28 protein-coding genes are annotated in these 26,270 nt (G+C 69.3%); 20 read left to right on the forward strand and 8 right to left on the reverse strand.

What is annotated here, in order from left to right; all coding sequences use genetic code 11:
• Window positions 1–94 precede the first annotated feature (94 nt).
• Both ACWEKR_RS03350 and ACWEKR_RS03355 read right to left on the reverse strand, forming a co-directional pair.
• Complete coding sequence (locus ACWEKR_RS03350) at window positions 95–940, reverse strand: universal stress protein (RefSeq protein WP_195083584.1); 846 nt, start codon at window positions 938–940, stop codon at window positions 95–97.
• A 227-nt stretch (window positions 941–1,167) separates the two neighbouring features.
• The gene (locus ACWEKR_RS03355; RefSeq protein WP_452353041.1) at window positions 1,168–1,641 is read right to left on the reverse strand and encodes a prepilin peptidase; all 474 of its coding nucleotides are present in this window, start codon (window positions 1,639–1,641) and stop codon (window positions 1,168–1,170) included.
• Window positions 1,642–1,864: 223 nt separating this feature from the next.
• On the opposite strand from ACWEKR_RS03355, the gene ACWEKR_RS03360 reads away from it, so the two are divergent.
• From ACWEKR_RS03360 to ACWEKR_RS03375, 4 genes are read left to right on the forward strand one after another with little or no spacing between them, the layout of a single operon-like run.
• On the forward strand, window positions 1,865–2,992 hold the full coding sequence (locus tag ACWEKR_RS03360; protein WP_228829045.1) for a M24 family metallopeptidase: 1,128 nt from the start codon (window positions 1,865–1,867) through the stop codon (window positions 2,990–2,992).
• A 48-nt stretch (window positions 2,993–3,040) separates the two neighbouring features.
• Window positions 3,041–3,604 carry an elongation factor P gene (gene efp / locus ACWEKR_RS03365; protein WP_159837837.1) on the forward strand — a complete coding sequence of 188 codons (564 nt, stop codon included), beginning with the start codon at window positions 3,041–3,043 and terminating at the stop codon, window positions 3,602–3,604.
• Window positions 3,605–3,637: 33 nt separating this feature from the next.
• Complete coding sequence (nusB, locus tag ACWEKR_RS03370; RefSeq protein ID WP_195083582.1) at window positions 3,638–4,147, forward strand: transcription antitermination factor NusB; 510 nt, start codon at window positions 3,638–3,640, stop codon at window positions 4,145–4,147.
• Window positions 4,144–4,407: a YciI family protein gene (locus ACWEKR_RS03375; protein WP_452353042.1), complete on the forward strand. Its 264-nt coding sequence runs from the start codon at window positions 4,144–4,146 to the stop codon at window positions 4,405–4,407. Before nusB ends, ACWEKR_RS03375 begins: the two co-directional genes overlap by 4 nt.
• A gap of 217 nt (window positions 4,408–4,624) precedes the next feature.
• Here the strand turns inward: ACWEKR_RS03375 and ACWEKR_RS03380 are convergent, their stop codons facing one another.
• A complete protein-coding gene (locus ACWEKR_RS03380) occupies window positions 4,625–5,878 on the reverse strand; it encodes an SLC13 family permease (RefSeq protein ID WP_452353043.1) in 1,254 nt (417 codons plus the stop codon).
• Window positions 5,879–6,088: 210 nt separating this feature from the next.
• Here ACWEKR_RS03380 and ACWEKR_RS03385 point away from each other — a divergent pair, with 210 nt between their 5' ends.
• The 4 genes from ACWEKR_RS03385 to ACWEKR_RS03400 all read left to right on the forward strand — a co-directional run bounded on the left by ACWEKR_RS03385 (window position 6,089) and on the right by ACWEKR_RS03400 (window position 9,121).
• The gene (locus ACWEKR_RS03385) at window positions 6,089–6,577 is read left to right on the forward strand and encodes a DMT family transporter (RefSeq protein ID WP_159837829.1); all 489 of its coding nucleotides are present in this window, start codon (window positions 6,089–6,091) and stop codon (window positions 6,575–6,577) included.
• Window positions 6,578–6,637: 60 nt separating this feature from the next.
• The gene (locus ACWEKR_RS03390; protein ID WP_452353044.1) at window positions 6,638–7,144 is read left to right on the forward strand and encodes a DMT family transporter; all 507 of its coding nucleotides are present in this window, start codon (window positions 6,638–6,640) and stop codon (window positions 7,142–7,144) included.
• Window positions 7,145–7,242: 98 nt separating this feature from the next.
• Window positions 7,243–7,776, forward strand: a complete 534-nt coding sequence (locus tag ACWEKR_RS03395) for a DUF4334 domain-containing protein (protein WP_452353045.1) — start codon at window positions 7,243–7,245, stop codon at window positions 7,774–7,776.
• A gap of 118 nt (window positions 7,777–7,894) precedes the next feature.
• Complete coding sequence (locus ACWEKR_RS03400) at window positions 7,895–9,121, forward strand: FAD-dependent oxidoreductase (protein ID WP_452353046.1); 1,227 nt, start codon at window positions 7,895–7,897, stop codon at window positions 9,119–9,121.
• A gap of 17 nt (window positions 9,122–9,138) precedes the next feature.
• Here the strand turns inward: ACWEKR_RS03400 and ACWEKR_RS03405 are convergent, their stop codons facing one another.
• Both ACWEKR_RS03405 and ACWEKR_RS03410 read right to left on the reverse strand, forming a co-directional pair.
• Window positions 9,139–10,305, reverse strand: a complete 1,167-nt coding sequence (locus ACWEKR_RS03405; RefSeq protein ID WP_452353047.1) for a serpin family protein — start codon at window positions 10,303–10,305, stop codon at window positions 9,139–9,141.
• Between the two features lie 42 nt (window positions 10,306–10,347).
• On the reverse strand, window positions 10,348–11,331 hold the full coding sequence (locus tag ACWEKR_RS03410; RefSeq protein WP_452353048.1) for a quinone oxidoreductase family protein: 984 nt from the start codon (window positions 11,329–11,331) through the stop codon (window positions 10,348–10,350).
• Window positions 11,332–11,418: 87 nt separating this feature from the next.
• On the opposite strand from ACWEKR_RS03410, the gene ACWEKR_RS03415 reads away from it, so the two are divergent.
• A complete protein-coding gene (locus ACWEKR_RS03415; RefSeq protein ID WP_195083577.1) occupies window positions 11,419–11,994 on the forward strand; it encodes a TetR/AcrR family transcriptional regulator in 576 nt (191 codons plus the stop codon).
• A gap of 47 nt (window positions 11,995–12,041) precedes the next feature.
• Here the strand turns inward: ACWEKR_RS03415 and ACWEKR_RS03420 are convergent, their stop codons facing one another.
• The 3 genes from ACWEKR_RS03420 to ACWEKR_RS03430 form a co-directional block, all read right to left on the reverse strand.
• Entirely contained in the window at window positions 12,042–12,755 is a 714-nt protein-coding gene (locus ACWEKR_RS03420) for an HD domain-containing protein (RefSeq protein ID WP_159837815.1), read from the reverse strand.
• Window positions 12,756–12,798: 43 nt separating this feature from the next.
• Entirely contained in the window at window positions 12,799–13,248 is a 450-nt protein-coding gene (locus ACWEKR_RS03425) for an SgcJ/EcaC family oxidoreductase (protein WP_452353049.1), read from the reverse strand.
• 69 nt (window positions 13,249–13,317) lie between these two features.
• Window positions 13,318–13,944 (reverse strand): alpha-ketoglutarate-dependent dioxygenase AlkB, encoded by a 627-nt coding sequence (locus tag ACWEKR_RS03430; protein ID WP_452353050.1) that lies wholly within the window; start codon window positions 13,942–13,944, stop codon window positions 13,318–13,320.
• A gap of 230 nt (window positions 13,945–14,174) precedes the next feature.
• Here ACWEKR_RS03430 and pyrR point away from each other — a divergent pair, with 230 nt between their 5' ends.
• From pyrR to coaBC, 11 genes are all read left to right on the forward strand, one after another.
• On the forward strand, window positions 14,175–14,807 hold the full coding sequence (gene pyrR / locus ACWEKR_RS03435; protein WP_452353051.1) for a bifunctional pyr operon transcriptional regulator/uracil phosphoribosyltransferase PyrR: 633 nt from the start codon (window positions 14,175–14,177) through the stop codon (window positions 14,805–14,807).
• Between the two features lie 40 nt (window positions 14,808–14,847).
• Window positions 14,848–15,807 (forward strand): aspartate carbamoyltransferase catalytic subunit, encoded by a 960-nt coding sequence (locus tag ACWEKR_RS03440; protein ID WP_452353052.1) that lies wholly within the window; start codon window positions 14,848–14,850, stop codon window positions 15,805–15,807.
• Between the two features lie 46 nt (window positions 15,808–15,853).
• On the forward strand, window positions 15,854–17,170 hold the full coding sequence (locus ACWEKR_RS03445) for a dihydroorotase (RefSeq protein ID WP_452353053.1): 1,317 nt from the start codon (window positions 15,854–15,856) through the stop codon (window positions 17,168–17,170).
• Between the two features lie 38 nt (window positions 17,171–17,208).
• Entirely contained in the window at window positions 17,209–17,730 is a 522-nt protein-coding gene (locus tag ACWEKR_RS03450) for a PH-like domain-containing protein (protein WP_195083571.1), read from the forward strand.
• Window positions 17,727–18,839 (forward strand): glutamine-hydrolyzing carbamoyl-phosphate synthase small subunit, encoded by a 1,113-nt coding sequence (carA, locus tag ACWEKR_RS03455; protein ID WP_195083570.1) that lies wholly within the window; start codon window positions 17,727–17,729, stop codon window positions 18,837–18,839. The genes ACWEKR_RS03450 and carA overlap by 4 nt, the downstream gene beginning before the upstream one ends.
• Window positions 18,839–22,147: a carbamoyl-phosphate synthase large subunit gene (gene carB, locus ACWEKR_RS03460; RefSeq protein WP_195083569.1), complete on the forward strand. Its 3,309-nt coding sequence runs from the start codon at window positions 18,839–18,841 to the stop codon at window positions 22,145–22,147. Before carA ends, carB begins: the two co-directional genes overlap by 1 nt.
• Window positions 22,148–22,172: 25 nt before the next feature.
• Window positions 22,173–22,997, forward strand: a complete 825-nt coding sequence (gene pyrF / locus ACWEKR_RS03465) for an orotidine-5'-phosphate decarboxylase (protein ID WP_452353054.1) — start codon at window positions 22,173–22,175, stop codon at window positions 22,995–22,997.
• Between the two features lie 572 nt (window positions 22,998–23,569).
• Window positions 23,570–23,890 carry an integration host factor, actinobacterial type gene (gene mihF, locus ACWEKR_RS03470; protein ID WP_028476708.1) on the forward strand — a complete coding sequence of 107 codons (321 nt, stop codon included), beginning with the start codon at window positions 23,570–23,572 and terminating at the stop codon, window positions 23,888–23,890.
• A gap of 8 nt (window positions 23,891–23,898) precedes the next feature.
• The gene (gene gmk / locus ACWEKR_RS03475; RefSeq protein WP_159837795.1) at window positions 23,899–24,483 is read left to right on the forward strand and encodes a guanylate kinase; all 585 of its coding nucleotides are present in this window, start codon (window positions 23,899–23,901) and stop codon (window positions 24,481–24,483) included.
• Window positions 24,484–24,509: 26 nt separating this feature from the next.
• Entirely contained in the window at window positions 24,510–24,791 is a 282-nt protein-coding gene (gene rpoZ, locus ACWEKR_RS03480; protein ID WP_039798918.1) for a DNA-directed RNA polymerase subunit omega, read from the forward strand.
• A 41-nt stretch (window positions 24,792–24,832) separates the two neighbouring features.
• Window positions 24,833–26,056: a bifunctional phosphopantothenoylcysteine decarboxylase/phosphopantothenate--cysteine ligase CoaBC gene (coaBC, locus tag ACWEKR_RS03485; RefSeq protein WP_159837793.1), complete on the forward strand. Its 1,224-nt coding sequence runs from the start codon at window positions 24,833–24,835 to the stop codon at window positions 26,054–26,056.
• The last annotated feature ends 214 nt before the right edge of the window (window positions 26,057–26,270 follow it).

Consider the following 26,270-nt stretch of genomic DNA (forward strand, 5'->3'; position numbering starts at 1 on the left):
TTCATCTTCCCATGTCGACGCCGCTGCTCCGGAACGTGGCCCGCCGTGACGACGCGCACGATGGGGGAGGCCCGGCTACCGCGGGCCGAGGTGCTCACCGGGCGATGACGATGGGCCGATCCACCGAGCGCAGCAGCGCGTCACTCACCGAGCCGAACAGCAGCCGCCCCAGCGTTCCTCGGCCCCGGTTGCCCACCACCAGCAACTGTCCGTGGCGTGAGCGTTCGAGCAGCCGACGCTCCGGACGGTCGCGGACGACCTCACGCCGGATGGTGAGCTCCGGGTACTGCTCCTGCCAGCCGGCCAGGCTGGTGGCGAGCAACGCTTCCTCGGTCCGGCGCAGCGCGGCCCAGTCGGTACCGATCGCGGCCAGCGGCTCGACTTCGCCCCAGGTGTGCACGGCCACCAGTTCGACCCCGCGCAGCGACGCCTCGGTCGCCGCCACTTCGATGGCGGCTTGCTCGGAGGAGGACCCGTCCACCCCGACGATCACCGGGCCCGTGCTCGTCCGGTCCCACAACGGTGTGTCGTCGGGCACCACCGCCACCGGGCAGTCGGCGTCCCTGGCGACGGCGGTGCTCACCGAGCCGAGCAGGACGCGTTGCACGCGGCCGACACCGCGGGTGCCGACCACCAGCATCGCCGCGCTCCGGGACCGCTCGATCAGGGCGCCTGCGATGTGCGCGGTGCGGATCTCGGTACCGATGGCGATGTCGCGCACGGTGTGCGCTGCCGCTACCGCGGCGTCCGCGGCGCGCTCGATCGCCTCGTCCGCTTCGCGCACCCGCAGCAGCGCGGCGGGCCGCGGCGGATCGTCGTCGTCGGATCCGAGCGAGGACTCGACGACGAGCGAGATGTGCAGGGGAGCGTCGTGCAGCGCCGCGGTCTGTGCCGCCCAGCGGACCGCCGTGATCGAGGGATCGGAACCGTCGGTTCCCACGACGATCGGTCTCCGCGACGGATGCCTCGGATTCACTGGGCGGCTCCTTCTCGACGCTGCTTCCTGTCGTCGCGCATGCGAGGGCGACTCGCCGAAGTGCCGCACCACGAGCGCTGCTGCCACGGCCGCTCGGGAAAGTCGTTGCCCGCGATTGATGCTACCGATGAATTGCCGCAAATTTGCTGGCTTTGCGATCCGCTGGAGCCGTCGGCACGGAAGCGCCGGGCTCAGCTCGAATCGAGGGTTGACGACAGTAAGGCAAGCAAGGTCGCCAGACACATCGCGGGACCGTGCGGCACGGTGACCGCGCCCGTGCGGGGGTCGTCGGGATAGGGGCCGAATACGGCACGACAGGCCAGCGTGCCCAGCGCGACGCACGCGGTGAGCGCCGGTGCGCCGAGTGCGGCCCACACCCACGGTCCGGTGCCGCCGAGGGCGGCCGCCCCGCCGAGCATCGCCGCGAGTTTGACGTCCCCCGCGCCCAGTGCGCCGGGTGCGGCGAGGTGTACCAGCAGATACGGTGCCGACAGCAGCGCCGCGCCCAGCAGCGCGGCGGTGAATTGTCCTGTGTACAGGCCATATCCGAGGACCGTCAGCGCACCCGAACCGGTCAGTCCGTTCGGTAGGCGTCGTTCGCGCAGGTCGAACACCGTCAGCGCCGCGCACCACAGGGTGAGTACGGCGCACGCGAGAGGAGACATGTCTCCACTCTCGCCCGGTTCCGGAGCGGAACAGCCGTGCCCGCGCGGAATGTGCACAATCCGGGTGAATGTGAACAGGCTATGGGTCAGCTGTCGGATGGTCTTTCGAGAAGAGCTGTCGGGCAGGGGTTTTCGTGCAGATCGTGGTGCTTCGCCCGCACCGGCGGCATACCGAGTACGTGTTGCCTGTCGGCAACCGGTGTGTCGGCGGTAGTTTTGACTCATGTGTGCTGATCACCAGGGTCATGTGCCGGACTACGCGGCGCGGCGGGGCGCGCTGCGCAGCCTGCTGGTGGAGAACAGGGTGGACGCCCTGCTCGTCACCGATCTGGTGAACATCAGATATCTGACCGGGTTCACCGGTTCCAACGCGGCGTTGCTCGTGCACTCCTGGGACACGCGCGCCGCCGAGGAACGGACCGTGCTCGGCACGGACGGCCGGTATCGGACCCAGGTCGCCGAACAGGTGCCCGACCTGCGGGCGGAGATCGCGCGCGCCACCGCGCGGCGGATCGTGCAGCTGGCCGGGGAGTGGCAGGTCGGCCGGGTCGGTTTCGAAAGCCATGTCGTCACCGTCGAACAGCATCGCGGTTTCCTCGAACAGCGCACCGGCCTGGAGTTCGTCGCCTCACCCGGTTTGGTCGAGCAGTTGCGCATGGTCAAGGACGCCTACGAGGTGGAACAACTGCGCGCGGCCTGCGCGGCGGCCGACGCCGGTCTGGCCGCCCTGCTGGAGCGCGGCGGACTGCGTCCCGGTCGCACGGAGCGCCAAGTCGCCAGGGATCTGGAATGGGCCATGTTCGAGCACGGCGCCGAAGCGGTGTCTTTCGAGACCATCGTGGCCACCGGCGCGAACTCTGCAGTCCCGCATCATCGACCGACCGGCGCCGTGCTGGCCGCGGGCGATTTCGTCAAGCTGGACTTCGGGGCGGTGGTCGGCGGCTACCACTCCGACATGACCCGCACCTTCGTGCTCGGCGCGCCGACCGACTGGCAGCGCGAGGTGTACGCGCTGGTCGCCGATGCGCAGCGGGCCGGGTGCCGAGCGCTGCGGCCGGGGATTCCGGTGGCCGACGTGGATGCCGCGTCGCGGGCGGTGATCGAGGCCGCGGGTCACGGCAAATTGTTCGTGCACGGCCTCGGCCACGGGGTCGGGTTGCAGATCCACGAAGCACCCGGAATCGCGAAAACCGGAACCGGTACACTTCTGACTGGCGTGGCGGTGACCGTCGAACCAGGTGTGTACTTTCCCGGCCGCGGCGGGGTCCGGATCGAGGACACGCTCGTGGTGCGCGAAGGGGGCCCGGAACTGCTCACCCACACCAGCAAAGACCTGACCGTCGTCGACTGACGCCGGTCTGCCCGAGACCAAGCGGTAGAACGAGGAGATCCGAAGACAGTGGCGGACACCAGCGACTTCAAGAACGGCCTTGTGCTGAAGATCGACGGTCAGCTCCAGCAGATCATCGAGTTCCAGCACGTCAAGCCGGGCAAGGGCCCCGCGTTCGTGCGGACCAAGCTGAAGAACGTCGTGTCCGGCAAGGTGGTCGACAAGACCTTCAACGCCGGGGTGAAGGTGGAGACCGCCAACGTCGACCGCCGCGACATGACCTACCTCTACCACGACGGCACCGACTACGTCTTCATGGACGGCGAGACCTTCGACCAGATCTCCATCGCCGAGGAGACCATCGGCGACGGCGCCCGTTTCCTGCTGGAGAACATGACCGTGCAGGTCGCCACGCACGAGGGCGCGCCGCTGTACGTCGAGCTCCCGGTCTCGATCGAGCTCGTGGTCCAGCACACCGACATCGGCCTGCAGGGCGACCGCTCCACCGGCGGTACCAAGCCCGCCACTCTGGAGACCGGCGCCGAGGTGCAGGTCCCGCTGTTCATCAACACCGGCGACAAGCTGCGCATCGACTCGCGCGACGGCAGCTACCTCGGCCGGGTCAACGCCTGATCACCCGGCCGGCAAATCCGGGATAATGTGACCGTGGCTGACCAGCCCGTGGACAAGAAGTCCACGTACAAGAAGCTCGGCGCGCGGCACAAGGCCCGCCGCCGCGCGGTCGATCTGTTGTTCGAGGCCGAGGCCAGGGACGTCGACGCCGCCGATCTGCTCGACGAGCGCGCCGAGCTCGCCGGTCGCGACCAGTCGGTCGCGCCGGTGCACCCCTACACCCGCACTTTGGTCGGGGGCGTCGCCGACGACCTCGACCGGGTGGACGGCACCATCGAGTCCTACCTGCAGGATTGGACCTTGGCGCGCCTCCCCGCCGTGGATCGCGCGATTCTGCGCATCGCGGTCTGGGAGCTGTTCCACGCGAGCGACGTCCCGCCGGTCGTCGCCGTGGACGAAGCGGTGGAGCTGGCCAAGGAGCTGTCCACCGACGATTCCCCGTCCTTCCTCAACGGCGTGCTGGGGCAGGTCGTCCTGGTTGCGCCGCAGGTGCGGGCGGCGGCCGCCGCGACTCGGGCTCCGCGGCCGGAGCCGGAGGCGTGAACAAGTACCTCGTTCTGGCGATGCGCACCCCGCGCTTCGACAACGCCGTGATCGAGCCGCATCGGCAGTTCCTGCAGTCGCTGGACGACCGCGGGCGGCTGCAGGAGAGCGGCCGCTTCACCGACGGCACCGGGGGCGCGTACGTGATCTACGCCGAGAGCCTGGACGCCGCCCGGGAGATCGCGTTCACCGATCCCGTGCACACCACCGGCTCCTCGGAACTCACCATCTACGAGTGGGAAATCACGGCGCCGAACTGACTCGGCTCAACCCCTGCTGCGTGTGTACCGCCCTGCCGGGTGGTCGTGGGCGCGCGGATGGCTCCCGCTGTGGGTGTACGGATGACCAGCGGGAGCACGACCGGAACCGGTGGTTCCGCGCATGAGATCGGACCTCGACGTGCGTCTCGATCCGGCCCCGACGGCCATCCTCGTACCTCTACCGCACTCGAGGTCAAGAGCGGCGCTGTCTCCTCACCTAGTTACCCGTGATCAACAGCGCTGCGACCGCTCCTGCGGTGGCGACCACGGCGAGGGCGGCACCGGTCAGGACGAAACGCCGCATGGGAACCCGTACACCGTGCATACGGCAGAATTCCAGGCACAGCAGCGTGGCGAGCGAGCCCCACGGCGTGACGATCGGGCCGACATTGGTGCCGATCAGCAAGGCGAGGAGCTGATCGCCGTTCTGCTCGGGAATCACCGACTCGCCTGCCGTGTAAGCGGGCAGGTTGTTCGCGACATTGGACAGAACCGCGCCCGCGGCCGCGGCGCGGAACGCGCCGGACGCGCCCGGATCGGTGCCGATCAGGGCGTGCATCACGGCACCGAGACCGAGTCGGCTCAGGGTAGGTACCACCAGAAACAGACCGACCACGAAAACGAACAGCTGCCACGGGACGAGCGACCACCGCAAGGCGCCGCGGTCGAACACGGCGAACGCCGCCAACGCGATCAGCGCCGCGAGTGCCGCCGCGACACCGATCCGATCGCCGACGAGGGGTATCGCGACGATGAACAGCAGGCAGGCCCCCGCTGTGGTGAAGAACAGCGAGCGCTCTCGAAAGTTCGTGGGGCGGATCGGTTCGGGCGGCAGATAGCGGTCGGTTTCCCGGCGTCCCCGCCGCCAGTACCACACCCACAGGAACGCCGTCGTCGCGGCGACCGAAACCAGTTGTGGCGCCCACATCTTCGCCGCGAACCCGGTCGCGGTCAGGGCCACCCGATCGGCGGCGAGCAGATTCGTGAGATTGGAGACCGGTAGCAGCAGGCTCGCGGTGTTGGCCAGCCACAGGGTGGTCATGGCCAGCGGCAGTGGCGGAATTCGGGCAGGCGCCGCGAGTGCCAGCATGACCGGGGCGATGAGCACGGCTGTGGTGTCGAGGTTCAGCAGGACCGTCGTGGCGGAGGCGAACAGGACGCAGAGGCCGAACAGCGCGGGATAGTAGCCCCGCCCGAGGATCGCGAGGCGATGGGCGATGGCGTCGAAGACCTTGGCCTGCCTGGTGAGTTCGGCCAGCACGATGACGCCGGCGAGAAACAGCAACAACGGGCCGATGCGGCGCATGTTCGCGGCGGCCTCGTCGCGGGGCAGCAGCCCGGTGAGCACGCACAGCACACCGGCCGCCAGCAGGGCGAGGCGGAACCGGTCCAGAACGCTCAGCCGCCGCCTGGACGTGGTTGCGGGCGGGTTTCGCGTAGCGGAATCGACCAGTTCGGGCACGACTGTCATCATGGCAGCCTTTCGTTCGCGCCCCTTCCCGGCCGCGGGCGGGAGACCGAGACGGCCGATTCGCGTTTACCCATTGAACGTGCCGTTAGACGATGGTACGTTATGCGGGTCACGCAGGGTCGGGCAGGCCGGCCCCATTCGTCGGGTGGAAACCATTGTGTCCGAGGCGATCTCGGGTTCGTCCGCCGCCGAGTCAAGGATGTATTGCCCATGAGCATCGCCATCGGACTGGTCTTTCTGTTCATCCTGGTCGGAGGTAGCCTACGGTCGGCCGAGGCCGGCTGCCAGAACACGTTGATGAACCACATGAAGAACATGTGGCTGTGCGCCGTGATCTCGTATGCCGTTGCGCTGACCGGTTTTTCGATCTTCCTCGCACTGTCGTCGAAGAGTCCGTGGCCGACGCTCGACGACGTGCGGAACATGCCGTGGTGGGCGCCGTTCGGCGGCCTGCTGGGCGGTGCGGCGGTGATGGGAATGATCGCCGTCGCCCGTCACGTCGGCGTGGCGACGTTCAGCGCGCTGGTGATCGTAGGCGAGATGGTGGTCGCCGTGATCATGGATCATTTCGGACTCATGGGATTCGAAGAGCGATCCGCCAGCTTTCCGCGTCTGGTGGCCTGCGGGCTCATCACGCTCGCGATCTACCTGATGGCCGACGAGCCCGCTGCCGGTGAGCCCAGGGTCAGCGTCACCTGACGGCAGGGCGCGCCCCCGCTGCCGGCAAACCAACCCTCCGCACTCTCCCGAGGACTCCCGATGACGGTGCAGACCCCCGAAAAGACCCGTGCCGCGCTGCCTCGCGCCACGATGGCACTCATCTTCGCGTTCATCCTGGTCGGCGGCGCACTGCGCTCCGTAGAAGCCGGTTGCCAGAACTCGCTGAAGCTGGCATTGAAGAATGTCTGGCTGTGCGGCGTGATCTCCTACGCCGTGGCGTTCACCGGCTTCGCCATCTTCCTCACGGTGGCGCTGCTGGTTTCCACCAACCGGCCGTGGCCGACGAAGGCCGACATCCGAAGCATGCCGCGGTGGGCGCCGTTCGGCGGCCTGCTCGGCGGCGCCGCCATCCTGGCGATGATCTCCGTGGCTTCCGACGTGGGCGCAGGCACCTTCAATGCCTTGATCATCGCGGGACAGATGTTCGGGGCGCTCGCGATCGACCACTTCGGACTGATGGGCTTCCCCCGGCGCGCGGTGAGCTCCAAACGCATCGCCGCTTGCGTCATGATCATCGCCGGGATCTACCTCATGGCGAGCTACTGAGCCCGCGCGGGGCACACCGGGACCTGGCCGACCGCCACGTTCTGAGAGATGGATAGGGTATCTATCGCACCGTTGCCTCGCTGAAGGAAGTAGGAGAGATGGACGCGAACGAGCTGACCGTGACGGACGTCCATACCACGCAGGAGGCGTGGGCGCTGTTCGATCGCCTCCCGGCCGCGCGGGTCGAGGAGATCACGACGGGGCGCTGGCGCGGCGAGGAACTGGACACCGGTCATCCGATGGATGGCGTGCTGGTGGCTTCGGGCTGGTACGGCAAGCAGTTCGACGGTCCCGACAGCGTGCATCCGCTGCTGTTCACCTCCGGCGGCACGGTATTCCCCGTCGATCCACGCCGCGTCCCGGTGGCATTGGCCGGGCGGGTGCCGCTGCCCGGTGTGCGTGCCGTGCGCAAGGCGCTGCCCATCCTGCGTCCCGCCCTGCGCACCGGCAAGTACACCGCGCGTCTGCGCGCGGTCGAATACCGCGGCGTGACCAGTGCCGCGATGGTCTACGACCACCTGCCGATCATCGACCACTTCCGGCGCGCCGACGAGCACACCCTGTTCGGCGTGATGGATTTGCGCGGTATGGCGGAACCGTACTTCTTCGTCCTGCACCGGGACGTCGACTGAGGCGGTTGCCGATTCGGTCGGCCACGACCGATCCGCGTCCGGCGCCGTGCCCGTCGCACTAGGATTTGCGCAAACAGGCGACACCTTGCGGCGATGGTGACCGAGGGAGGCACAGTCGATGGAACGCACGACATGCCTGGTGGTCGGCGGGGGACCGGCCGGAATGATTCTCGGACTGCTGCTCGCGCGGGGCGGTGTCGAGGTCACGGTGCTGGAGAAGCACAAGGACTTCTTACGCGACTTCCGCGGCGACACTGTGCATCCCACGACCCTGGACCTGCTCGACGAACTGGGGCTGGGCGCCGAATTCGCGAAACTTCCCGCGCGCAGAGTGGATCAGGTGCAGCTGCCGATCGCGGGCGGCCTGCAGACCCTCGCCACGCTGAAGAACCTCCCGGGCAAGCACAAGTACGTCGCCATGGTGCCGCAGTGGGATCTGCTGGATCTGCTCGCGCGGGCCGCCGAGGCCGAGCCCACCTTCCGGCTGCGGATGAACACCGAGGCCACCGACCTGATCTGGATCGACGGCAGGGTCGGCGGCGTGACCTATCGGACCGTCGACGGTGCGAGCGGCTCGATCGAAGCCGACCTGACCGTGGCCTGCGACGGCCGCGCTTCGCTGCTGCGGGCGGCCGCCGGATTGCCGACCCGCACCTGGCCGACGCCGATGGACGTCTGGTGGTTCCGCTTGCCGCGTACCGAGATCGACCCCGCGGGCGCGCTGCCGATCGTCAGCGCCCGGCGGGTGGCGGTTCTGCTCGACCGTGGCGATTACTGGCAGTGCGCGACGTTGATCGCCAAGGGCGCCGACGAGTGCGCCCGCCAGGGGCCGGTCGAGGACATCATGCGCGGCTTGGCGGAGGCCGCTCCCTGGCTTTCCGACCGGGTCGACGCCTTGACCGGCTGGGACGAGGTCAAGTTGCTGGAAGTACGTCTCGACCGGCTGACCCAGTGGTACACCAACGGCCTGCTCTGCCTCGGGGACGCCGCGCACGCGATGTCCCCCGCCGGCGGCGTCGGCATCAACCTGGCCGTGCAGGACGCCGTCGCCGCGGCCGGAATCCTCGCTCCCCGGTTGCTTTCCGGCACGCTCGGAACGAGGGATCTGGCGAAGGTACAACGGCGGCGGAGGTTTCCGACCGTCGTGACACAGGGCATACAGCGACTCCTGCATGCCTTCGCGATCGTCCCCGCCCTCGAAGGACGCGTCGACATCGCTCGTACCCCGCGCGCACCGCTGCCGGTCCGGGTTCTGCGCCGCATTCCCGTATTACGCAGTGTGCCACCGTATTTGCTCGCTCGCGGCGTCCTCCCGGAGCACGCGCCCTACTTCGCTCGGCGCTGACGGTTCGGCAGGCCGCCTCAGGCCGCGGCGTCGGGGGATGTGGCGGGCGGGGTCTCAATCCAACCGGCGACGACCGCGAGGCCGGTCGGGCGATGCACGGCGAGAAAGCCGAAGGGCCGGTCGAAGACCACCGAGACGACGGGCGCGTGGTGCTGCCGCAGTGGTGCTGCCACGGCGCGTAACGCGAAGGCCGTCACGGCGGCGGCCTCGAAACCGTCGTGCCCGAATCGGGCGAGCACCTCTTGCGCTCCTCGGCCGACGCAGAGCGGGAACGACGAGATCGCCGGAAAGTGACCACGGGTGCAGTCGGCCGCGTCGGCGAGCCCGAACAAACCTGCTGCGGCGAGGAGGTCGTGGGTGGATCGAACTTCGAAGGGCGGCAGGCTCAGGCGCAGTTGCCCGCTGCCGGTCGGCACCGGCTCACTGCGCACGGTGAGCCCCGGCCCCGTGCTGCCGACCGGTAGGTCGGAGCGGATCGGCACGGCGCCCGACAGTGCCGCCAAGCCGGTTTCGAGTACGCCGCCTGCGGTGCCCGTGCCGGTCAGGAGATGGACGTCGAGATCGGCGACGCCTTCGACGACCACGCGGGTGACCGGTTCCGGCGCGTCCAGGATCGCGGCGTTCCCCGTATCGCCGCTCACCCGCGACAGGCCGGGGCCGCGATGCCCATGCCAGGGGCCGTCTTTCGAGGTCAGCGTTCCGACGTCGAAGGGAATCGTCCACCGGGTCTTCGTGACCAGCGCGGTGGCGAGCACCAGCAGCGCACCGGGATCGACCGCGGCGGGGAACCGTTCGATGAGCCCGTCGGTGTGCCGGGCGGCCCAGCTGTCGAGCTCGGATTGCCCGGCCAGCCGGGCGAGGACTCCCTCGGGGAGCGCCCGCGACCATGCCTCGTGCAGCGGCAGGTCGCGGCCCACCCACACGCCGAGTGCCGCCGACACCGCGTCCGAGCGCCGGATATCGCGCAGCAACCGGAGCGCCGAGTCTTGCCCGTTCGCCGCGGGTACGCCGATCGCTGTCGCCAGCTCGTCCCGCGCCGGACCGTCCGCCGCGGAGGCGAGCAAGGCCAGCAGTGGCCAGACCCCGGCGCCGGAGACCACGAAGTCTTGCTCGCCGACCGACGCGCACCACCGTGCCGTGAGGGCGTTGGCGGCACCGACATGGGATTCGAGGGAAGTCCGCACGCAACCCACCCTAGCCACGGTCACGCGGGCTCCGGGCCGCTGTCAGGACACGGCGGTTCCCGGACGCAGCACGATCTTGCCCAGCGGCGCTCGATCCTCCAGCAGTCGATGCGCGTGGCTCGCCTGATCCAGCGGCAGCACCGCCTCGACCAGCGGATCGAGCCCGCCCGCCGCCGCGCGGGCCAGCACCGTGTCGCGCGCCCGGGCGACTCGATCCAGCCAATCCGGTCCCGCACAGCCGGTGAAGGTCAGGCCGCGCGTGATCAGGTCGGCCGCCGATACCCGGGCGGGCGCACCGGACAACCAGCCGTAGCCCAGCATGCGGCCGCGCAGCGGTGTCATCAGGTCCAGCAGGTCGGTGGCGCTTGCGCCGCCGATCGAATCGAACACCACGTCCACCGTTGCGCCACCTAGTGTTTCGCGCAGCCGGGTGATCCACGCCGGATCGTTGTGGTCGAACACGTCGTCGGCGCCCAACTCGCGGGCCCTGGCCGCCTTTTCGGGGCCGCCGGCGGTGCCGATGACGCGGGCCGCCCCGAACTCCTTGGCCAGCTGCGTCAGAGCGCTGCCGATGCCCGTGGCGGCGGCCTCGATCAGGACGGTTTCGACACCGGTCAGCGCGGCGGTCTCCAGCAGCGGAATCGCCACCGATCCGTTCATCACCACTGCCGCGGCGTCCACGGTGGGCAGGCCGTCCGGAACGAGCGCCACGGAAGCCGCGGGAGCGGCGACGAATTCGGCGTACGCGCCGAAGCCTCTGGTCGCCACCACGACCCGCTGCCCGACGAGTGCCGGATCGACTTGCGCGCCGACCTCGGTGACGACTCCCGCCGCCTGGAAGCCGAAGACCAGCGGTAGCGGCGCGTCGATCGGGAACTCGCCGGAGCGCAATTTGGTCTCCGGGAAGAGCACCGGGATCGCCTCGGCGCGGATCACCACCTCGCCGGCGGCCGCCCGCGGCGTCGGGACCTCCGTGGCCACCAGCACGTCCGGGCTTCCCGTCGCCGTCATTACGATTGCCTGCATCACGAACTCCATAAGTTGACTGACGGTCCAATTACCTCGCCTCCGATGATATGGACCGTCGGTCAAGTTGTCTGGAAAGCGGGTGCGATGGGCGACGAACGGCCCAGGGAACGGGCGGACGCGGCGCGCAACCGGCGGGCGATCCTGGACGCCACGTTCGCGCTGCTCGCCGAGCACGGCGCCGAGGCGATCACCATGGACCGTGTCGCGGCCGCCGCCGGAGTGGGTAAAGGCACGATCTTCCATCGTTTCGGCAACCGCGCCGGGCTCTTGCACGAGATGGTGGCGCAGAGCGCGGTCGCGCTGATGGACGCGATCAGCAACGGCCCGCCGCCTCTCGGCCCGGGTGCGCCCGCCGACGCCCGCCTGATCGCCTATTTCGACGCCATGACGCGGCTGGTGATCGACAATTCCGAGCTGATGGTCGCCTATCGCACCGAACCGCCGCATCCGAGGACCGCCGAATTCCACGCGTTCTGGGACAACCACATCACCACGTTGCTGCGCGAAGCACGTCCTGACCTGGATGCCGAAGTGGTCGGGCGGCTGCTGCTGGGCGCGCTGAGCGCCGAATTGGTGCCGGCCATGGTTCGGGCGGGCGAGACCGAGCGGTTGCTGGCGGCGGTGCGGGAGCTGGTCCAATCGGTGCTGCGCAGCCCGTGAGAATCCGATGTCGCGGCATCATCGGGTCCGCCGTACCGGCGCGGCGCTCAGTCCCGCGACAAAATGGCCTCGAAGCGCTCGTCGGCTCGGTCGAGTTGATCGAGGATGTGCTGCCGGACGTGGTCGGCCAGCGGTGTGTCCGGCCGGGTGACCAGGTCGCGGTACACGTCGGTGAGCGGGCGGTACTTGGCCGCCAGTTTCGCCATCGCGGGGCCGGTGGCGTAGAGGATGCCGACGCCGTTGTCGGTGAAGTCGGAGAGTTTGATGACGCGGGCCCACGGGTCCCGGTCCAGATTCATCGCGACATGCTCGCGGTACTGTGCCTGGCGGTCGCGCGCCGGATCCGGTTCGGGATTGGTCACCGCGGCCACGAGATCGGCCACGCGCGCACCGAAGCGATCGGTGAGCGCGCCCAGCGCGGCGTCGACGGCAGGCCCCGGTCGATCGGCGGCCAGCTCCGCGGCGTGGTCCTCGACCGAGTCGTGCAACAGCCCCGCCGCGACCACGTCGGGGTCTCGGACCTCGTAGTGGCTGATGATCCGAATCGTCACGCGCAGTAGATGACTGAGGTACGGCTCGCGGCCGTACCGATCGTCTCGATGCAGGTCGGCCGCGAGATCGAGCGCCGCGGCCAAGCGCGGCGTGTCCGGCAGCTCGGCGATTTCCAGCAGTAGTCGTTCCCGCAGCCCGGCCTCGCCGTAGACCTCGCTGATCGTGTGCAGCGGCATCACGGCCAAGACCCCCGCCCCTGGATTGCTCATGCTGCCAGGCTAACCGGAGCGGGGGACACATGACGGACGACGATCACTCGGCCTGCGGCACCAGGGTGTTCTGCCGGGCGGCGACGTGCCAGCGCTCACCCTCCTTGACGAAGACGTACAGCGCGATCATGGCGTGGTCGTGCTCGATGAGCTCGCCGTCCGGTGTGGTCGCCCACGCGCGCTTGTGCGCGATCGCCACGTCCGGGCGCAGGAACGTGATGTCGGCGATCTCGTAACGGGCGTACTGGTCTTGCAGGAACCCGGCCAGGCCTCTGCGGCTGGAGTCGAGCAGCGCGTCGAATCCGGTGATCAGCGTGCCCATAGCGTTGACGACGGCCGCGTTGGCGGTGAAATCCGCCGACAGCAGGTCGGCATCGTTGGTGTTGAAGCCGGTCTCCGCGTTGGCCACGATCTGCCGGATCGCCGCGATGTCGTCGGTGTGGTCGACCGTCGTGTCCTCGACCAGGGGTGGTGTGGATGCTGTCGTGTTCATGCCGACGAGCGTCCGACCTCAACGTCGGTTCAGGTCAAGTCGTGCACATCGTGACTCGGCGCACAAGGGTCAGCGGACGCCGTGCGGCCGGTACTGAATGCTGATCCGCGGACCGGTGGGTTTGCGCGTCTTCGGCACGGCGTGCTCCCAGGTGCGCTGACAAGACCCGCCCATGACCAGTAGATCGCCATGCCCCACAACGTATTTGATACTCGGGCCACCACCGCGCGGCCGGAGCAGCAGCGCCCGCGGCGCTCCGATCGACACGATCGCGACCATCGTGTCGTGGGTGGCGCCGCGGCCGATGGTGTCGCCGTGCCAGGCGACGCTGTCGCGTCCGTCCCGGTAGTAGCACAGGCCCGCGGTGCGGAACGGTTCGCCGAGTTCGGCTCGGTAGTGTTCGCTCAATGCCGTGCGGGCGTCGGCCAGCGCCGGATCCGGCAGCGGCTCGTGCTCCGAGTAGAACCGCAGCAGCCGGGGCACCTCGACCACCCGGTCGTACATCGGCCTGCGCTCGGCTTTCCACGGCACGCCGTCGACCAGCCGGTCGAACAGCGCGTCCGCGCCCGACAGCCAGCCGGGCAGGAGATCGATCCAGGCCCCGTGGTCCAGCACGGTGCGGCGCGCATCGCGCAGCGGCGCGAATTCGGTGTCGCCGAACCCGTCGAGCAACGATCCTTGCAGCGGTGTGGACATGCGGCCGAGCCTACCGTCGATCGAACATATGTGCTAGCGGTTTTCGGTCAAGGTTGTCGAATCGTCGGGCGAAATGGCCTAGCGTCGCCGTACCGGAGCGCCCCGCCCGGCAAGTGGCCCCGCTCACAGCGCGATATGCCTGGTGAAAACGGGGTTCGACGCGCTGCTACGCTGCTTGCCGTAAGACATCCTTTAACGGACCGTCCGGTGAGGCGGGGAAGGAGGTCGGCATGGCCGTGCCCGAAGAACGGGCCGCCAAGTCCGGCGCTGCGGAGACATCGCAGCGACACACCCCGGAGTGGGTGGCGGCGGGGCGAGAGCTGTTGTCGGCTTCGGATGTCGGGCGGACCGTCGCGCGCATCGCGCACCAGATCATCGAGAAGACCGCGCTGGACTCGGGCGAATCGGACGCACCGCGGGTGGTGCTGATCGGCATCCCTACCCGGGGGACGACCCTGGCCGCGCGACTCACCGAGAAGATCGAGGAATTCTCCGGCGTCCGCCCGGCTCTGGGCTCGCTCGACATCACGCTGTACCGCGACGATCTGCGCAGCCGCCCGCACCGCCCGCTGGAACGCACGTCCGTTCCGGAAGGGGGCATCGAGGACGCGCTGGTGGTCCTGGTCGACGACGTGCTGTTCTCCGGTCGCACCGTCCGCTCCGCCCTCGACGGCCTGCGTGATCTGGGCCGCCCGCGCGCGGTGCAGCTGGCGGTGCTCATCGACCGCGGTCATCGGGAACTGCCGATCCGCGCCGATTACGTCGGCAAGAACGTGCCGACCAACCGTTCCGAGGACATCTCGGTGTTGCTGACCGAACACGACGGGCGCGACGGCGTCTACCTGCACCAGGAGGAGGCGTGATGGGAATGCCGCACGCCGGCTCGCGGCAGGAGGGAGGCTCGTGAGGCATCTGCTGTCGGTCGCCGCGCTCGATCGCGCGGCCGCGAACGAGCTGCTCGACGAGGCCGAACGCTTCGAACAGGCCTTGCTCGGCCGTGAGGTGCACAAGCTGCCCACGCTGCGCGGACGTACCGTGATGACGGTCTTCTACGAGAACTCCACGCGGACCCGGGTGTCGTTCGAGGTGGCGGGCAAGTGGATGAGCGCGGACGTGATCAACGTCAGCGCGAGCAGTTCCTCGGTCGCCAAGGGCGAATCGCTGCGCGACACCGCCCTGACCTTGCATGCCGCGGGAGCCGACGCGCTGATCGTGCGGCACCCTGCCTCCGGCGCCGCGCACCAGATCGCGCGCTGGATGGACGAGTGGGCGGTCTCGGCCGGGCGCACCTCCGGTCCGGCGGTGATCAACGCGGGTGACGGCACGCATGAGCATCCGACCCAGGCCCTGCTGGACGCGCTGACTCTCCGGCAGCGGCTCGGGGACATCGAGGGCAAGCGGGTCGTCATCGTCGGTGACATCCTGCACAGCCGGGTGGCGCGATCCAACGTCTTCCTGCTGGCCACGCTCGGCGCGGAGGTGGTGCTGGTCGCCCCGCGCACACTGCTGCCGGTCGGCGTGCAGGCCTGGCCCGCTCGCGTCTCGCACCATCTGGACGCCGAGCTGATCGGCGCCGACGCGGTGCTGATGCTGCGCGTGCAAGCCGAGCGGATGAACGGCGGGTTCTTCCCGTCGGCCCGCGAGTACTCGATCAGCTACGGGCTGTCCGAGCGCAGGCTGGCGCTGCTGGAGGAACACGCCGTCGTGCTGCACCCCGGGCCGATGCTGCGCGGCATGGAAATCGCGTCCTCGGTCGCGGACTCCCCGAAAGCCGCTGTGCTGCAACAGGTCACCAACGGCGTGCATGTGCGGATGGCGGTGCTGTTCCGCCTGCTCGTCGGGACCAAGGAGGCAGTCGCATGAGCGGCGTGACCGCGCAGGGCGCCGCAGGTGCCGGAGAGGACGCAGCATGAGCGAGCACACCGCCGTCTTGATCAAGGGCGCGCAGCTGTACGGCGAAGGCGAACCGGTCGACGTGCTCGTCGCCGACGGGGAGATCCGCCGGATCGGCACCGATCTGGATGTCGCCGATGCCGAGATCATCGAAGCGCACGGGCAGATCCTGCTGCCCGGCTTCGTCGACCTGCACACCCACCTGCGCGAGCCGGGCCGCGAGGACACCGAGACCATCGAGTCGGGATCCGCGGCCGCCGCGCTGGGCGGCTACACCGCGGTGTTCGCGATGGCCAACACCAACCCGGTCGCCGACTCGGTGGTCGTCACCGATCACGTGTGGCGGCGCGGCCGGGAGGTCGGCCTGGTCGACGTGTATCCGGTCGGCGCGGTCACCGTCGGGCTCGAGGGCAAGCAGCTCGCCGAGATGGGCACCATGGCCGCGGGCGTCGGCGCGGTGCGCATGTTCTCCGACGACGGCCATTGCGTCTACGACCCGCTGATCATGCGCCGCGCCCTGGAGTACGCGAACTCGCTCGGAGTGCTGATCGCCCAGCACGCGGAGGAGCCGCGACTGACCAAGGGCGCCATCGCGCACGAGGGGCCCACCGCGGCCCGGCTGGGGCTGGCCGGCTGGCCGCGCGCGGCGGAGGAATCCATCGTGGCGCGCGACGCCCTGCTGGCGCGGGACGCCGGGGCCAGGGTGCATATCTGCCACGCGTCCACGGCGGGCACCGTGGAGCTGGTGCGATGGGCGAAATCCCAGGGCATCTCCGTCACCGCCGAGGTCACCCCGCATCACCTGCTGCTGGACGACTCCCGGCTGGAGACCTACGACGCGGTCAACAAGGTCAATCCACCGCTGCGCGAGGCGTCCGACGCCGCCGCACTGCGGCAGGCGCTGGCGGAGGGGATCATCGACTGCGTCGCCACCGACCACGCGCCGCACGCCGAGCAGGACAAATGCTGCGAGTTCGCCGCCGCCCGGCCCGGCATGCTGGGACTGGAGACGGCGCTGTCGATCATCGTGCAGACCATGGTCGAGCCCGGGCTGCTGGACTGGCGCGGCGTCGCCCGCGTGATGAGCGAGCGCCCGGCCGCGATCGTCGGCCTGGACGAGCACGGCAGGCCGCTCGAGGTCGGCGAGCCGGCCAACCTGACGCTGGTCGATCCGAAGGCGAGCTGGACGGTGCGCGGAAAGGAACTGGCCAGCATCTCCAGCAACACGCCGTTCGAGGCGATGACCTTCCCCGCGCGGGTGACGGCGACGCTGCTGCGCGGCCGGGTCACCGCCAGGGACGGCAAGGCGCTGGGCAACCGGGCGGAGGCGTAGATGAACGACCGAGGCGCAGCCGTTCGAGGAGGTTCGTAGTGGAGAGAACGCTCTGGGTGGTGGGGCTGCTGGTGCTGTTCGCGGCTTGCCTCTGGCTGATGTACCGGGGTTGGCGCAACCGCGCGGCACGTCAGGCGGAGCGCATCGGCACCCTGCCCGCCGTGCCCGCCGAACTCGGCGCGCAGGTGCTGGAGCCGACCACCGGCCTCTACCTGGGCAGCACGATCGCGCCCAGCTGGCAGGACCGGATCACGGTAGGGGATCTGGGTTTCCGGGCCACCGCGGAACTCACACGGTTCGAACGGGGAATTCTGCTCGAACGCGACGGCGCGACGGTGATCTGGATTCCGCAGGAATCCATCACGGCCGTGCGCACCGAACGCGGCCACGCGGGCAAAGTGATGACGGAAGATGGTGTGCTGGTCATTCGCTGGAAGCTGCCGACCGGAACCGAGATCGATACGGGTTTCCGCGGCGACGACAAGTCGGTCTACCCGGCTTGGCGCCGGCTTCCGGCGGGGGAGCAGAGCGGGACGATGACGGGAGATGACGAGGGATGACAGGAGAAGCAGCACTCGTGCTGGAGGACGGCCGGGTATTCCGTGGCCGGGCCTACGGCGCCGTGGGCCAGACGCTCGGTGAGGCGGTGTTCTGCACCGCGATGACCGGGTATCAGGAGACCCTCACCGACCCGTCCTACCACCGCCAGATCGTGGTGGCCGCCGCGCCGCAGATCGGCAACACCGGCTGGAACGACGAGGACGACGAGTCCACCAAGATCTGGGTCGCCGGGTACGCGGTGCGCGACCCCGCGCGACGGGCGTCCAACTGGCGCGCCACCAGGACGCTGCCGGACGAGCTGGAACGGCAGCAGGTCGTCGGCATCGCGGGCATCGACACCCGCGCGCTGGTCCGCCACCTGCGCACCCGCGGCTCGATGAAGGCGGGCATCTTCTCCGGTGCCGCCCTCGCGGCGGCCGACGAGCTGGTGGCCAGGGTGAACGGGCAGCCGTCCATGCTGGGCGCCGACCTGGCCGGTGAGGTGACCACCGACGCGCTCTACACGATCGAACCGGCCGGCGACCACCGGCGCACGGTCGTCGCGGTCGACCTCGGGATCAAGACCAACACCCCGCGCATGTTCGCGCAGCGCGGCATGCGAGTGCACGTGGTGTCCTCGACCACCACGCTGGACCAGATCCTGGAACTGAAGCCGGACGGGGTCTTCCTGTCCAACGGCCCGGGCGATCCGGCCACCGCCGACACCGCGGTCGAGCTGACCCGCGGCGTGCTCGGCCAGGGTCTGCCACTGTTCGGCATCTGCTTCGGCAACCAGATCCTGGGCCGCGCGCTCGGGCGAGGGACCTACAAGATGAAGTTCGGTCACCGCGGCATCAACATCCCGGTGGTGGAGCACGAGACCGGCCGGATCTCGATCACCGCGCAGAACCATGGGTTCGCCCTGGAGGGCGAGCGAGGCGAGCGGTTCGACACCCCCTTCGGCACGGCCGAGGTGAGTCACGTCTGCGCCAACGACGGCACGGTGGAAGGCGTGCGGCTGGTCGACGGCCGGGCCTTCTCGGTGCAGTATCACCCGGAGGCCGCCGCCGGACCCCACGACGCCGCGTACCTGTTCGACCGTTTCGCCGGTCTCATGGAAGGAGCCTGATGCCTCGCCGCGAGGATCTGAAGCACATCCTGGTGATCGGTTCTGGCCCGATCGTCATCGGCCAGGCGTGCGAATTCGACTACTCCGGCACGCAGGCGTGCCGGGTGCTGCGGGCCGAGGGCCTGCGGGTGTCGCTGGTCAACTCGAACCCGGCGACGATCATGACCGACCCGGAGTTCGCCGACTCCACCTACGTGGAGCCGATCACCCCGGAGTTCGTCGAGAAGGTCATCGACAAGGAGCGTCCCGACGCCATCCTGGCCACCCTGGGTGGCCAGACCGCGCTGAACACCGCGGTCGCGCTGCACGAGCGCGGTGTGCTGGAGAAGTACGGCGTGGAGCTGATCGGCGCCGATTTCGACGCGATCCAGCGCGGTGAGGACCGGCAGAAGTTCAAGGACATCGTGGCCAAGGTGGGTGGCGAGAGCGCCCGCTCACGGGTCTGCTTCACCATGGACGAGGTCCGCGAGACGGTCGCCGAACTCGGCTACCCCGTGGTGGTGCGGCCCTCGTTCACCATGGGCGGCCTCGGTTCCGGCATGGCGTACAACGAAGCCGACCTCGATCGCATCGCCGGCGGCGGCCTGGCCGCCTCGCCCACCGCGAACGTCCTCATCGAGGAGTCCATCCTCGGCTGGAAGGAATACGAGCTCGAGCTGATGCGCGACGGTCGCGACAACGTCGTGGTGGTCTGCTCGATCGAGAACGTCGACCCGATGGGCGTGCACACCGGCGACTCGATGACCGTCGCCCCGGCGATGACGCTCACCGACCGCGAGTACCAGAAACTGCGCGATCTCGGCATCGCCATCCTGCGCGAGGTCGGCGTGGACACCGGCGGCTGCAACATCCAGTTCGCGGTGAACCCGAGCGACGGCCGCCTGATCGTCATCGAGATGAACCCGCGCGTGTCGCGTTCGTCCGCGCTGGCGTCGAAGGCCACGGGCTTCCCGATCGCGAAGATCGCCGCCAAGCTGGCCATCGGCTACACACTCGACGAGATCGTCAACGACATCACCAAGGAAACCCCGGCCTGCTTCGAGCCGACGCTCGACTACGTGGTCGTCAAGGCGCCGCGGTTCGCGTTCGAGAAGTTCCCCGGCGCCGACGGCACGCTCACCACCACCATGAAGTCCGTCGGCGAGGCGATGTCGCTGGGCCGCAACTTCACCGAGGCGCTGGGCAAGGTGCTGCGCTCGCTGGAGACCAAGGCCGCGGGCTTCTGGACCCAGGACGACGGCGCGTGGACCGACGTCGAGGCGATCCTCGAGGATCTGCGCACCCCCACCGAGGGACGCATCTACCAGGTGGAGCGCGCTCTGCGGCTGGGCGCGAGCATCGAGGACGTCGCCGCCGCCTCCGGCATCGACCCGTGGTTCGTCGCGGAGGTGGCCGGTCTGGTCGAGCTGCGCCGGGAGATCCTCGACGCGCCCGTGCTGGACGAGCCGCTGCTGCGGCGGGCCAAGCACTACGGCCTGTCCGATCGCCAGCTGGCCGCGCTGCGGCCGGAGCTGGCGGGGGAGACCGGTGTGCGTGCGCTGCGGCACCGGCTCGGTGTCCGCCCGGTCTTCAAGACCGTCGACACCTGCGCCGCCGAGTTCGAGGCCAAGACCCCGTACCACTACTCGGCCTACGAGCTCGACCCCGCGGCCGAGTCGGAGGTGGCGCCGCAGCGCGACCGCGAGAAGGTGATCATCCTCGGGTCCGGGCCCAACCGCATCGGCCAGGGCATCGAGTTCGACTATTCGTGCGTGCACGCGGCGCAGACGCTGTCGCAGGCCGGATACGAGACGGTGATGGTCAACTGCAACCCCGAGACCGTCTCCACCGACTACGACACCGCCGACCGCCTCTACTTCGAGCCGCTGACCTTCGAAGACGTGCTCGAGGTTTACCACGCCGAGTGCGCGTCCGGCACCGTCGCCGGCGTCATCGTGCAGCTGGGCGGGCAGACCCCGCTCGGGCTCGCGCAACGGCTCACGGCGGCGGGCGTGCCGGTGGTCGGCACCAGCGCGGCCGCCATCGACCTGGCCGAGGATCGCGGCGAGTTCGGCGATGTGCTGGTCGCGGCCGGGCTGCCCGCGCCGAAGTACGGCACCGCGACCACGTTCGCGCAGGCGCGCAAGATCGCCAACGACATCGGTTACCCGGTGCTGGTGCGCCCGTCCTACGTGCTCGGCGGACGCGGTATGGAGATCGTGTACGACGAGAACTCCTTGGAGGGCTACATCTCCCGGGCGACCGAACTCAGTCCGGAGCACCCGGTGCTGGTCGACCGGTTCCTGGAGGATGCGATCGAGATCGACGTCGACGCGCTGTGCGACGGCGAGGAGGTCTACCTCGGCGGCGTGATGGAGCACATCGAGGAGGCCGGCATCCATTCCGGCGACTCCGCGTGCGCGCTGCCGCCGATCACTTTGGGCCGCAGCGACATCGAGGCGGTGCGCCGCTCGACCGTCGCGCTGGCCAAGGGCATCGGCGTGCGCGGCCTGCTCAACGTGCAGTACGCACTGAAGGACGACGTGCTCTACGTCCTGGAGGCCAATCCGCGGGCGAGCCGGACCGTGCCGTTCGTGTCCAAGGCCACCGCGGTGCCGCTGGCCAAGGCCGCGGCGCGGATCATGCTCGGCGCCACCATCGCCGAACTCCGCAAGGAGGGCATGCTGCCGAGCGAGGGCGACGGCGGGCACGTCGCGCTGGACGCTCCGGTCGCGGTCAAGGAGGCCGTGCTGCCGTTCCATCGCTTCCGGCGCGCCGACGGCAGCGGCATCGATTCGCTGCTGTCGCCGGAGATGAAGTCCACCGGTGAGGTGATGGGCATCGATGCCGATTTCGGCACCGCCTTCGCCAAGAGCCAGACCGCCGCCTACGGCTCCCTGCCCACCGAGGGCACCGTGTTCGTCTCGATCGCCAACCGGGACAAGCGCGCGATGGTCTTCCCGGTCAAACGACTGCACGACCTGGGCTTCCGGATCCTCGCCACCGAGGGCACCGCGGAGATGCTGCGCCGCAACGGGATTCCGTGCGAGCAGGTGCGCAAGCACTCCGAGGTGGGCCCGGACGACGAGCCGACGATCGTGGAGCAGATCCGCGACGGCGAGGTCGACATGGTGTTCAACACGCCCTACGGCAACTCCGGTCCCCGCGTGGACGGCTACGAGATCCGCAGCGCGGCGGTCGGGGTGAACATTCCGTGCATCACCACCGTGCAGGGTGCGGCGGCCGCGGTGCAGGGCATCGAGGCCAGCATCAACGGCGGCATCGGGGTGCGGTCCCTGCAGGAACTGCACTCGGTGCTGCGTGGGTGAGCCGCGACCGGACGGAGCAGGCGAGATGAAGACCTTCGGCGAGCGCTTGCGGCATGCGATGCGGCACTTCGGGCCCGTCTGCGTCGGGATCGATCCGCACCCGGAACTGCTGCGCTCCTGGGGCCTCACCGAGGACGTCGAGGGTCTCGAACGCTTCGCCGAGATCTGTGTGGAGGCGTTCGACGGCATGGTCGCCCTGGTCAAGCCGCAGGTCGCGTTCTTCGAGGCCTACGGCTCCTGCGGTCTGGCGGTTCTGGAGCGCGCCATCGCGGTGTTGCGCGCCTCGGGGACTCTGGTGCTCGCCGACGCCAAGCGCGGCGACATCGGTTCCACCATGGACGCTTACGCCCGGACCTGGCTGGCCGACGGCCCGCTCGGGTCCGACGCGGTGACGGTCTCGCCGTATCTGGGCTTCGGTTCGCTGGCACCGGCGCTGACGCTCGCCGAGGCCGGTCGCCGCGGCGTCTTCGTGCTCGCGGCGACCTCGAATCCCGAGGGAGCGCAGGTGCAGCGGGCGGTTACCGCCGACGGCCGCACGGTCGCGCAGACGATGGTCGACGAGGCCGCGGCCCGCAACGCGGGCGCGGAGTTCGGTTCGGTCGGCGTCGTGGTCGGGGCCACGCTCAGCGAGGCGCCGGACTTGTCCGCGCTCAACGGCCCGATCCTGATGCCCGGGGTGGGCGCCCAGGGCGGTGGTCCGGGAAGCATCCGTGACCTGGTGCCCGAGCCGATGCTCGGGTCCGTCGTCCCGAATGTCTCGCGCGAGGTGCTGAAGGATGGACCGACCGTCCCGGCACTGCGTGCCAGAGCGCAGGCGTTCCAGGACGCGTTCGCGTTCCTGCAGAAATGACCGCGAAAGGCCGGCGCACCCGCGCCGGCCTTTCGCCTTTTCCGCCTGCTGTGTGTGCAGGTGTTCGCACACACGTGCCCCTTACCGGGGTCTGTGCGGGCTCCTGGGCCGATTTCGGGGCCGATCGGTGCACCGGGATGGGCATATCGCTCCTGGGCCGATGTACAGGGCCGGAAACCGGCACCGGATGCCGGGTCAGCGCGGCGGAATCGGCTCGGATGTGACGCCCGACACGCGCAAAAAACTCACGACACGCGGAGAATTTCCAGAAAGTTCCTGGTAGGGCGGGCGCGGGGTTGCTGGAGAGATGCGCCGCCGTGTCGCAACCCTTCCGCAAACCATTCGGTTTGTCGAAAACGCCCTGCTGGAGGCGTATTTCGGGGATCCGGTGCGGTGATGCGCTCGGTGGCGCGGGCGGGACCGGCGCCGGGCCGCCGGTGCGCGGTCTCGACCCCGAATCATGCGCTGACCTGGGGGGTGGGTTCGCAATCGGCGGACGTCGTGGGTACGGTCGCTGAGACTGCCGGGTTACCGGCAGGAGTTGATGCAATGAACGATGAGACGGAGGAACCGTGGCCCTTCCCCAGCTGACTGACGAGCAGCGCGCCGCTGCTTTGGAGAAGGCGGCTGCCGCTCGCCGCGCTCGGGCGGAGCTCAAGGAGCGCTTGAAGCGTGGCGGCACCAACCTGAAGCAGGTCCTCACCGACGCCGAGACCGATGAGATCCTCGGCAAGATGAAGGTGTCGGCGCTGCTGGAGGCCCTGCCGAAGGTGGGCAAGGTCAAGGCGGCGGAAATCATGAGCGAGCTGGAGATCGCCCCCACCCGGCGGCTGCGCGGACTCGGCGACCGGCAGCGCAAGGCGCTGCTGGCCCGGTTCGACTTCGACGCCTGACGACGAGGGTGATCGAACACACGCGGAAGGGTCGACTGGTCGTACTGGTCGGCCCCTCGGCCGTGGGCAAGTCCACCGTGGTCCGCTGTGTCCGCGAACGACTGCCCGACCTGGTCTTCAGCGTGTCGGCAACGACCCGGGCCCCGCGGCCCGGGGAGGTCGACGGCCTCGACTACCACTTCGTCTCCCGTGCGGAGTTCGACGCGATGATCGAGGCGGGAGAGCTGCTCGAATGGGCGGACATCCACGGCGGGTTGCAGCGTTCGGGCACCCCCGCCGGGCCGGTGCGCGCCGCTCTCGCCGAGGGTCTGCCGGTGCTGGTCGAAGTGGATCTGGAGGGTGCGCGGTCGGTGCGCCGGGCGATCCCGGAAGCCATCCTGGTCTTCCTGGCCCCGCCGAGCTGGGAGGAGTTGGTGGCGCGGCTGACCTCGCGCGGCACCGAATCGCCCGAGGTGATCGAGCGCCGCCTGGAGACGGCGAGGATCGAGCTGGCCGCCTGTGACGAGTTCGACATCGTTATCGTGAACGACGAGGTGACCAGCGCCTGTGAGCAGTTGGTATCGTTGTTCGTTAGCACAAATTCGAGTTCGTGACCTCCCCAACACCAGGAGTCCCCCTAGTGAGCAGTACGGACACCAAGACCGCGCCCGCCTACGACACGCCGGTCGGCCTCACCAACCCGCCGATCGACGAGCTGCTGGAGCGCACGTCGTCCAAGTACGCCCTGGTCATCTACGCGGCCAAGCGGGCCCGGCAGATCAACGATTACTACAACCAGCTCGGCGACGGCATCCTCGAGTACGTCGGCCCGCTGGTAGAGCCGGGTCTGCAGGAGAAGCCGCTGTCGGTCGCCCTGCGCGAGATCCACTCCGACCTGCTCGAGCACTCCGAAGGCGAGTGAGGCGAACCGTTCGCCGTGACCACGACTAGGCCGGAGGCGTAGTGACCACAAGGATCGTCGTCGGCGTAGCTGGAGGAATCGCCGCCTACAAGGCGTGCTCTCTGGTCCGGCGATTCACCGAGACCGGACACGACGTCCGGGTGATCCCCACCACCTCGGCGCTGGAGTTCGTCGGCAAGGCGACCTTCGAGGCGTTGTCCGGGAACCCGGTGCACACCGGCGTGTTCTCCGACGTGCCGGAGGTCCCGCATGTTCGGCTCGGCCAGGAGGCAGACCTCGTGGTCATCGCCCCGGCGACCGCCGATCTCATGGCCCGCGCCGCGTCCGGTCGCGCCGACGACCTGCTCACCGCCACGTTGCTGACGGCCCGATGTCCGATCTTGTTCGCGCCCGCGATGCATACCGAGATGTGGGAGCATCCCGCGACCGCCGCGAACGTCGCGACGCTGCGCGCCCGCGGGGCGATCGTCATGGAGCCCGCCGCGGGCCGGCTCACCGGCGCCGACACCGGCCCGGGACGGCTGCCCGAACCCGAGGAGATCTTCGGCCTCGCGTCGCTGCTCATGGAGCGCGCCGACGCGATCCCGCGGGACCTGGAGGGCCGCCGGGTCGTCATCACGGCGGGCGGCACCAGGGAGCCACTGGATCCGGTGCGTTTCCTCGGTAACCGCAGCTCCGGCAAGCAGGGCTACGCGCTCGCGCGGGTCGCCGCCCAGCGCGGCGCCCACGTCACGCTGATCGCGGGCAATACGATCGAGATGGCGGCGCCTGCCGCCGTCGACTTGGTGCACATCACCACCGCCGAACAGCTGAAGACCGCCGTCGACAAGCACGCCGTCGGCTCCGACGCGGTGATCATGGCCGCGGCGGTCGCCGATTTCCGGCCGACCAACGTCGCCGCCGCCAAGATCAAGAAGGGCGCGGGCGAGCCCGACGTCATTCCGCTGACCAAGACCGACGACATCCTCGCCGGACTGGTGCAGGCGCGCCGCGACGGGCAGTTGCCCGGCACCGCGATCGTCGGCTTCGCCGCCGAGACCGGTGACGAGCACGGCGACGTCCTGACCCACGCGCGGGCCAAACTCGCCCGCAAGGGCTGCGACCTGCTCGTGGTCAACGCGGTCGGGGAGGGCAAGGCGTTCGAGGTGGACACCAACGACGGCTGGCTGCTCGGCGCGGACGGCACCGAACAGGCGCTCGATCACGGCTCGAAGGCCTTGCTGGCCAGCCGTGTGCTCGACGCGCTGAGCGTGTTGTTGCGCTGAGCCGGGCGGCGCAGCTGTCAGGATTGCCATCCGATCCGTGGTTCGTTCGCGGTGCCGTCGAGATTTCGGCGTCGCCCGGACACCGGGAATTCAGCCGTCCGCAGCGGCTGTGTAGTTGGGGTCCGCGCTGTCGGTGATTTGGAATAGTCTGAGATGTAAGGGTTGCGACATAGCGTTACTGTCGCAAGCCGATACGAGTAACCCGTTGAGGGAG

This window comes from Nocardia sp. NPDC004573, from assembly GCF_053602135.1.

What these genes read in the sequence shown, in the direction of transcription:
- ACWEKR_RS03355 (WP_452353041.1), bottom strand. Translation starts at nt 1,641, where the DNA reads ATGTCTCCTCTCGCGTGCGCCGTACTCACCCTGTGGTGCGCGGCGCTG.
- ACWEKR_RS03360 (WP_228829045.1), top strand. Translation starts at nt 1,865, where the DNA reads ATGTGTGCTGATCACCAGGGTCATGTGCCGGACTACGCGGCGCGGCGG.
- ACWEKR_RS03380 (WP_452353043.1), bottom strand. Translation starts at nt 5,878, where the DNA reads ATGACAGTCGTGCCCGAACTGGTCGATTCCGCTACGCGAAACCCGCCC.
- ACWEKR_RS03385 (WP_159837829.1), top strand. Translation starts at nt 6,089, where the DNA reads ATGAGCATCGCCATCGGACTGGTCTTTCTGTTCATCCTGGTCGGAGGT.
- ACWEKR_RS03390 (WP_452353044.1), top strand. Translation starts at nt 6,638, where the DNA reads ATGACGGTGCAGACCCCCGAAAAGACCCGTGCCGCGCTGCCTCGCGCC.
- ACWEKR_RS03395 (WP_452353045.1), top strand. Translation starts at nt 7,243, where the DNA reads ATGGACGCGAACGAGCTGACCGTGACGGACGTCCATACCACGCAGGAG.
- ACWEKR_RS03400 (WP_452353046.1), top strand. Translation starts at nt 7,895, where the DNA reads ATGGAACGCACGACATGCCTGGTGGTCGGCGGGGGACCGGCCGGAATG.
- ACWEKR_RS03410 (WP_452353048.1), bottom strand. Translation starts at nt 11,331, where the DNA reads ATGCAGGCAATCGTAATGACGGCGACGGGAAGCCCGGACGTGCTGGTG.
- ACWEKR_RS03415 (WP_195083577.1), top strand. Translation starts at nt 11,419, where the DNA reads ATGGGCGACGAACGGCCCAGGGAACGGGCGGACGCGGCGCGCAACCGG.
- ACWEKR_RS03420 (WP_159837815.1), bottom strand. Translation starts at nt 12,755, where the DNA reads ATGAGCAATCCAGGGGCGGGGGTCTTGGCCGTGATGCCGCTGCACACG.
- ACWEKR_RS03425 (WP_452353049.1), bottom strand. Translation starts at nt 13,248, where the DNA reads ATGAACACGACAGCATCCACACCACCCCTGGTCGAGGACACGACGGTC.
- ACWEKR_RS03430 (WP_452353050.1), bottom strand. Translation starts at nt 13,944, where the DNA reads ATGTCCACACCGCTGCAAGGATCGTTGCTCGACGGGTTCGGCGACACC.
- pyrR (WP_452353051.1), top strand. Translation starts at nt 14,175, where the DNA reads ATGGCCGTGCCCGAAGAACGGGCCGCCAAGTCCGGCGCTGCGGAGACA.
- ACWEKR_RS03445 (WP_452353053.1), top strand. Translation starts at nt 15,854, where the DNA reads ATGAGCGAGCACACCGCCGTCTTGATCAAGGGCGCGCAGCTGTACGGC.
- carA (WP_195083570.1), top strand. Translation starts at nt 17,727, where the DNA reads ATGACAGGAGAAGCAGCACTCGTGCTGGAGGACGGCCGGGTATTCCGT.
- carB (WP_195083569.1), top strand. Translation starts at nt 18,839, where the DNA reads ATGCCTCGCCGCGAGGATCTGAAGCACATCCTGGTGATCGGTTCTGGC.
- pyrF (WP_452353054.1), top strand. Translation starts at nt 22,173, where the DNA reads ATGAAGACCTTCGGCGAGCGCTTGCGGCATGCGATGCGGCACTTCGGG.